We start from the raw sequence: 6,815 nt of genomic DNA, 5'->3' as shown, positions 1-6,815 counted from the left end.
TAAATTGCACCAGCATATCTATCAATCGATCGATGGGACGACCGATTCGGAACATATTTTCGCGCTGTTTTCCAATCTCTTACATACCCATCCCGAACTCCCACTGGAAATCGCTCTCCAGCAGACACTCCGACTTTTGCGCGACTTAGTGGACGCCGAACGGACGACGATTTCTGCCAATATTGTGATTAGTGATGGCGAGCGATTAATTGCTTCGCGATTTGCCCATCGGGCGACGGTACCTTCTCTCTATTGGATTAAAAATAGTATCGATTATCCAGGCTCGGTAATCTTGGCATCAGAGCCGATATTTACCGAAGATTGGCATGTTTGTCCGATGCAAAGTATCATCACTGTGAGCAAGAATCTAGAGATTGAAATTTTTCCGATTTAAAATTTATAACTATTCTCAGTTAGAACAGAAACCCGACTTTTCTAAAAAGTCGGGTTTTTCATAGCACTAGAGAGCGTCATCGACTGCTCGCATCCCGATCGATCTTTCTAACCAACCTAAAATTAACCACACAATCGGTACTGTCGCTGCTAAACCCAACCAGAAATTGTGAGCGAATTGGGTCGATCGATCGAGTGCCCAGCCGCCTAATGGTGGCCCCACAGCATAGCCAACTGCCCAACAGAGGGAGTTAATCGATGTATAAACACCACGCAGGGATGCTGGGGCAAAATCGGCAATCAGAGCAGAGGCAGTCGGCGTATAAGCAACAATCGCAAGGGCAAATAAACCTAAACCTAAACTCGCCCATAAAAGCTGATAATTAGCACTGGTTCCCGTCAGCGTGATACAAATAAATCCTAATACCCAAAAGCCACCGGAGATCGTCAACGATCGCGTGTGGCTCAATTTCTCTAATAATTTGAGCATGGGCAGTTGGGCGGCGATTGTCACGAGTAAGTGTCCGGTAAATAGCGCACTAATGACTTGTGGATTGAAGCCGCGCGCACTAGCTTGAGGGACGAAGCCACTAAAATATAATGGTAGAGTAGTTTGAGTTTGGGCGATATAAACAGTTAAAATAATATTGACAACGACGTAAATTAATAACCGTCGATCGTGTAAGGCGCGATGATAACCGCTAAAAAATCTCACGGCTGTTTTTTGCGCCTGTAATGTTTCTTGAATCCCAAACAGGAGAATTACAAAGAAGCAGCAAAAAGAGATGCCATCGATAATAAATAACGTTCGATACGCACCTGTCGAACTAATTAGTAATCCGCCAGCGATAATCCCCAATCCCATCCCGATATTATCTGCTAATCGGGTAATTGCATATGCAAAGCGGCGTCCTTCTCCCTCCGTCAGATCGGCGACAATTGCTTCATTGGCGGGCCAATACAAGCCCAAACCGAATCCTTGTACCAAGCAACCAGCCACTAAGGTCGGAAAATTATCGGTAGTGGTAAAGATAAAACAAGCTAGTGCCAAGACGATCGTCGATAATAATAGCACTGGTTTGCGACCCCAGCGATCGGCATAGGTGCCACTAATCAACCGCCCAGCAACACCAGAAATCGACGCACTACCCAAGGCTAAACCGACAGATGTCGCGGAGAGTCCGACTTGCTGCACGAAAAAAATCGGGGCGTAAAAGATCGTAAATCCGCTCCCGATTTCTGACAATAATCTACCTAGCGCGAGAATCCAAATCTGTCGAGGTAACTTGGACATATATAGACTCGGGAAATAGGAATGCTCAGTAGGGTGCAGTTTAGCTATACCCCATCCTTCCTACTGTATCACTCTCATTCTCGCTGTGGAGAACGGCTCTCCTGCTATTTTGGGGGAAATAGTCAAATTACATGTCAATGGATTGTGCATTCTATCCCTTTCCCCTGCTTGGTGCGCTGTCTTGTCTCGCATAATCCGGGAGCGGCGCATCGAACGCGTGGCGGGTCCCCCGCCACGCTGGGAGGTTCCCTCCCGTTTGTGTGCGTCAGCGACGCGCGCTTTGGAGGTTCCCTCCAAGTTAAGCGCGTCAAGACAAGAGAGGGAACCTCCCGGCTGCGAGCCGCTGTCTTGTCTTGATTCGCTAAACCGTCGGGGAACAAAGGCGTGCGCGCATCCGCTTTCCCCCCTTTAATAAGTCTTACTTATCACCATAACTGCTGGAGAGCCTGGAGAACTAGCCTTGAGGATCTAAAATATCCATGCGGACATCGCCGACACCATGACTTTTGAGACCGATGATTTCTGCTGCACCCGCTGAAAGATCGACAATTCGGCGACTGCGGAAAGGGCCGCGATCGTTAATTCTGACGACGACGGCTTTGCCTGTTTTGAGATTAGTCACTCTGACCATTGTGCCAAAAGGTAAGGTACGATGCGCCGCAGTCATAGCATTTGGATTAAATCGCTCGCCGCTGGCAGTGCGGTTGCCACTTTCGGCACCATACCAGGAAGCTTGTCCGGTTTGGGTCGAGACAATTTTGTCTAGTACGGGGGTAGTAGCCGCTGGCTCAATTTTAGAAATTGCGGGAGTTGTAGCTGGTGCCTGAGTCGGAATAGTTGCCTGTTTGGGACGTTCGACGGGAATGGCAATACTCGGTTCGGGCGCAACGATATCATCCCCAACTTGAGCGATGGCTGTGGCGACGATTTGGGTTGGTCGATCTTCTTCAGAGATAAATACTGGCGAACCTGATTCAAAGATCGGAATTTCCGCTCGATCTTGAGGGTATTTAACTAGTGGTGCGACTTTGGGTACTAAGGTTGGCTGGGTGCGTTCTGGAGTGGGAGTCGCGATCGCGGGAATATTTGCTGTAGCTGTTTTGAGAGTACGATCGGATGATGCACCTGAATTTTCACCGAAGGGAGTGACGGTCATCTCCGCTTGCGCTGTCGCTGAGTTGATAATTGTCGGTGGGATGAGCGCCTTGGTTAATTTGGCATTGTCGCTGCGCGATACATAGATTGGTGCGCTTGCAGCTTGAGCGGTAATTTTCGCGGTTGGGGTTGAGGGTGCTAGCTGTGGTAGTGGTGCCACTGCTCCTACGGTACCAGGTGGTAGAGTGCGATCGGGAAAAATCGATCCTGATTCGAGCTGATTGAGAAATGTGGCAATCGGGGCAGTTGCTCTACGATTGGGGCTAAAACTTGCGCTAGTGCTGGCAACAGGAACGACTAGGGATGGTAAGTAGGCTGGCTTGGTGGAGAGAAAAGTGCCTAACTTGGCGATTTTAAGTTTTTTGGTGGCAGTTGGCTGGTAATTCCTCGCGACTGGTAAGACGATCGGCAGGCTGCTGACTTGAGGTACCAGTTGGATGACTGGTAGGATGGGAGTAACTTGGCTGGCGATTGGGGCTACAGGCAAAACTGTAGCTGAGGACGTTGGCAGCAAATCATTTCGACTATTTATGGCTGGAGATGTTACTTCAGCTCGAACATGAGAAATCGGTGCTATGAACGTACTGAGGAATAATGCAGTCAGACAATTCCAACGCTGTTGATTCATAATTCTTCGGGGGAAAAACAATATTGAGTCGAGTAGGAATAGTTGGCAACTGAAGCCGAACATCGCTGCTCCCCAAGCTGTGTCTACCCAGACGACAGTGGAGGATGAATCGATCTACACTACCCCAACTAGAAGTGCTGTGGTTAGATGTTTGCTGGGCAACGCGATCGAACTGACTTTACCTGGCTGTTGCAGTTGGTAAATTTTGCTTGAGGGCAACTACCAAATCTAACCACTTACTACAACATTAGTTTACCCCTAGAGTTGCACTCACTTGCCATAACAACAAAATTAAAATTGATGTCGTGGCGAGTGGCGCTCATTTCAATTACGCTTTCACGCTCTACAGCAATGCGTTCGAGTCAGGCTCGATCTCGACACCGATTGCGTAGTTCACCAGTGAGTCAACTGCGAGTAACTGAGAAGGTGCTTGAAAAGTCCTATTGGCTCCGCTCGTAGATCTAAATTCCCCTGCCTTGTCTTGACGCACTAGACTTTTCAAACATCCTCTGAGACTTCGCTAAACTCCTTAGCGATTACGACGACCTTGACGACGACCTTCACCACCACCGAGGATGTCCATCCGCACGGTACCTACACCAGAGCTGGTCAGACCGATCGCCCGAGCGGCACCAACGGAAAGGTCAATGACTCGATTGCCAACAAAAGGGCCGCGATCGTTGATGCGAACGACAACCGATCGACCAGTACGAGGACTAGTTACGCGGACTCTCGTACCGAAGGGGAGCGTTTTGTGAGCGGCGGTCATGCCACCGGGATTATATCTCTCACCATTAGCAGTTAATGGGCCGCCTTCGCCTGGTTGGTTGCCGTAAAAGGAAGCTTGACCCATAGATTGGGCGATGAGTTTTGTGGATGTAACTGAAGCATTGAGTTGAATGGAATTGACTGATGGTGTAGCTGATGCTGCTGTGGATACAGTCAGTGTTGCTACGAGAGCAGTTAATCCAGTCAGAGTTTGGTAATTCATATTGCCTATTGTGAAACGTAATTTTTCTTTGAGATTTAGATTGGTTCGCCCGCTGTGTTTGGAGCTAATTTACCAGCTAATAACTCATACCTTGTTCCGTATTCACCTCGGTGTGAGGAACGATGGGTCTACCATAACACGAAGTTTTTTTCAATTTCACTGCTCAAAGTCATTGACAAAGTGACTTTTGTATGTACAAAAAATATGTCGATTCACTCCAAAAACCCCAAGCGATCCCCACCCAAACCAGCTTTGAGTCGTGCGATCCCCACGATTTTTCAATCAGGAAAAATGATATGTTACATTTTTTCATATACATTATTCAAATGTTTTTTCGGAAACGATCGGGTTGACGGGCTATTGAGATCGACGATTTTTTATTAAAAATTTGTGAAATCGCGATCGATCTCGAACGAATTCACAAAAAAAAGCCCAAATCTGGAGATCTAATCAACTGAATCCAGACCGATCGCCGCATCCAGAAGGTTTGCGGTGTGCAGAGCGATCGCGGTAAAATGCCTGTGCCGATCGTGTACGAGTGAGCTATGGATTATCAACAAGCAGGTGTCGATGTTGTGGCGGGAAGAGCGTTTGTTGAAAACATCAAAAGTCTCGTTTTGGGTACCCATCGTCCGGGCGTTTTAGGCGGTTTTGGTGGCTTTAGTGGCTGGTTTGAATTGCCAGCCGGGTATCGTCAGCCAGTGCTGGTATCGGGTACGGATGGGGTAGGGACTAAGCTCAAAATCGCCCAAGAATTAGACGATCATGGGAGCATCGGCATCGATCTGGTGGCAATGTGCGTGAATGATATTCTCACCTGTGGCGCTGAGCCGCTATATTTTCTCGACTATTTAGCCACTGGTAAACTCAACTCGACCCAACTAACTCAGGTAGTCGCCGGGATTGCTGACGGCTGTCGGCAAGCTGGTTGTGCGCTCTTAGGTGGTGAAACTGCGGAGATGCCGGGATTTTATCAAGCGGGTGAGTACGATCTGGCGGGTTTTGCCGTCGGGATTGCAGAAAAGAGCAAGCTGATCGATGGTAAGCAGATTCAGATCGGCGACGTGGCGATCGGGCTGGCTAGCAGTGGTATTCATAGTAATGGCTATAGTCTGGTGCGGAAAATCATCAGCGCTGGCGGCTATCGCTGGGAGGATACGCCCAGTCGCCTGGAAGGCAAAAATCTCGGTCAGGTGTACCTCACCCCCACTCAAATCTATGTGAAGCCGATTTTAGCGGCGATCGAGCAGCAATTACCAATACATGGAATGGCACATATTACAGGCGGGGGCTTGCCGGAAAATTTACCACGCTGTCTGAGTGCCGATCGTTCGATCGAGATCGATCTCCACAGTTGGCAGATTCCCCCCGCGTTTCAATGGCTGGCGGAAGCGGGGAATGTAGCACCTGTGGATATGTTTAATACTTTTAACATGGGGATTGGCTATGTGGTAATCGTGCCAGCTTCAGCGGCGAATGACTCGATCGCGTTTTTTAAGTCGCAACAAATCGCCGCTTATCAAATTGGGAAGGTAGTTGCAGGCGATCGATCTTTGATTGGGATGCCTACCTAACGTGATGGGATCGGATCTGTAATGCAATGGCTTCTGGCTTTGTTCCCGCACCGCCGCCGATTAAAATCGGGGCTAGCAATACAAAGTCCGCCTACGCGGACTGATTAACTAGTCCGCGTAGGCGGACTCTGCAACATGAGCCACGATTTCAATCGGCGGCGGGACACGAACGCAGCACAGATCTCTAACCCGAACTGACATTAATTATCTCCTAAATCCATCGAGTCACTTATTAGATTGACTCCCAGCCAGTCGCTCAATTCTACCGCCAGCCATTTAATCTCGCGCTCGGTGAGATCTTGTCCGGTGCTGAGGATTCTGACGGGATCGATCTGGCGTAATTCCAGCATCAGACTGACTTTGGGGGTTTTTAGATCGACATGCTGATATTTATCGACGATGACTTGGCTAATTTCTCTGGTTTTGAGCTGCTTGGGACGACCGCGATCGAGACTATATAGATGTTGCGATAAAGTTAGTTGTTGACGATCGATCTCGATGAACGTGCGGGAAAGAAATTTATCAGCGAGATCGAATGATAGGTGTAATCCAGTTTTGAGTAAGAAAAATGTCCCTGGTAGCACAAACATCAACGCCACGCCCAGACCAATTTTGACCCCTGCTTCGGTAGTAGGATTATTTAGTTGCACCAACATGTAAATTGTCAGTACGAGTAGCACCAAAACGAGCAAATCTACACCACCAGCCAGTCCGAGTTGATGATTGCAACTGACGATTCCGGCTCGATTTCGACCCGATCGCATTGCCAATCATCAACTC

5 protein-coding genes and 1 pseudogene are annotated in these 6,815 nt (G+C 48.6%); 2 read left to right on the top strand and 4 right to left on the bottom strand.

Annotated elements, in window-relative coordinates; all coding sequences use genetic code 11:
- Positions 1-394: class II glutamine amidotransferase (locus RMO35_RS07200; protein ID WP_396135622.1), on the top strand; the 394-nt coding region annotated here is incomplete at its 5' end.
- Positions 395-460: 66 nt separating this feature from the next.
- Here the strand turns inward: RMO35_RS07200 and RMO35_RS07195 are convergent.
- The 3 genes and pseudogenes from RMO35_RS07195 to RMO35_RS07185 all read right to left on the bottom strand — a co-directional run.
- Complete coding sequence (locus RMO35_RS07195; RefSeq protein ID WP_309739674.1) at positions 461-1,687, bottom strand: MFS transporter; 1,227 nt, start codon at positions 1,685-1,687, stop codon at positions 461-463.
- A gap of 454 nt (positions 1,688-2,141) precedes the next feature.
- A complete protein-coding gene (locus RMO35_RS07190) occupies positions 2,142-3,470 on the bottom strand; it encodes a septal ring lytic transglycosylase RlpA family protein (RefSeq protein WP_309739673.1) in 1,329 nt (442 codons plus the stop codon).
- Between the two features lie 529 nt (positions 3,471-3,999).
- A pseudogene (locus RMO35_RS07185) lies at positions 4,000-4,320 on the bottom strand (septal ring lytic transglycosylase RlpA family protein); the annotation flags it as partial.
- 686 nt (positions 4,321-5,006) lie between these two features.
- Between RMO35_RS07185 and purM the strand changes: the two are divergent.
- Positions 5,007-6,035, top strand: coding sequence for a phosphoribosylformylglycinamidine cyclo-ligase (purM, locus tag RMO35_RS07180; protein WP_309739672.1), 1,029 nt, complete (start codon positions 5,007-5,009; stop codon positions 6,033-6,035).
- A gap of 200 nt (positions 6,036-6,235) precedes the next feature.
- Here purM and RMO35_RS07175 read toward each other — a convergent pair whose 3' ends face one another.
- On the bottom strand, positions 6,236-6,799 hold the full coding sequence (locus RMO35_RS07175; RefSeq protein ID WP_309739670.1) for a hypothetical protein: 564 nt from the start codon (positions 6,797-6,799) through the stop codon (positions 6,236-6,238).
- Between the last annotated feature and the right edge of the window lie 16 nt (positions 6,800-6,815).

It is taken from the genome of Chamaesiphon sp. OTE_20_metabat_361 (assembly GCF_031364565.1).
The sequence above is the reverse complement of the archived record's forward strand: the minus strand, read 5'-3'. Positions and strand labels throughout refer to the sequence as shown.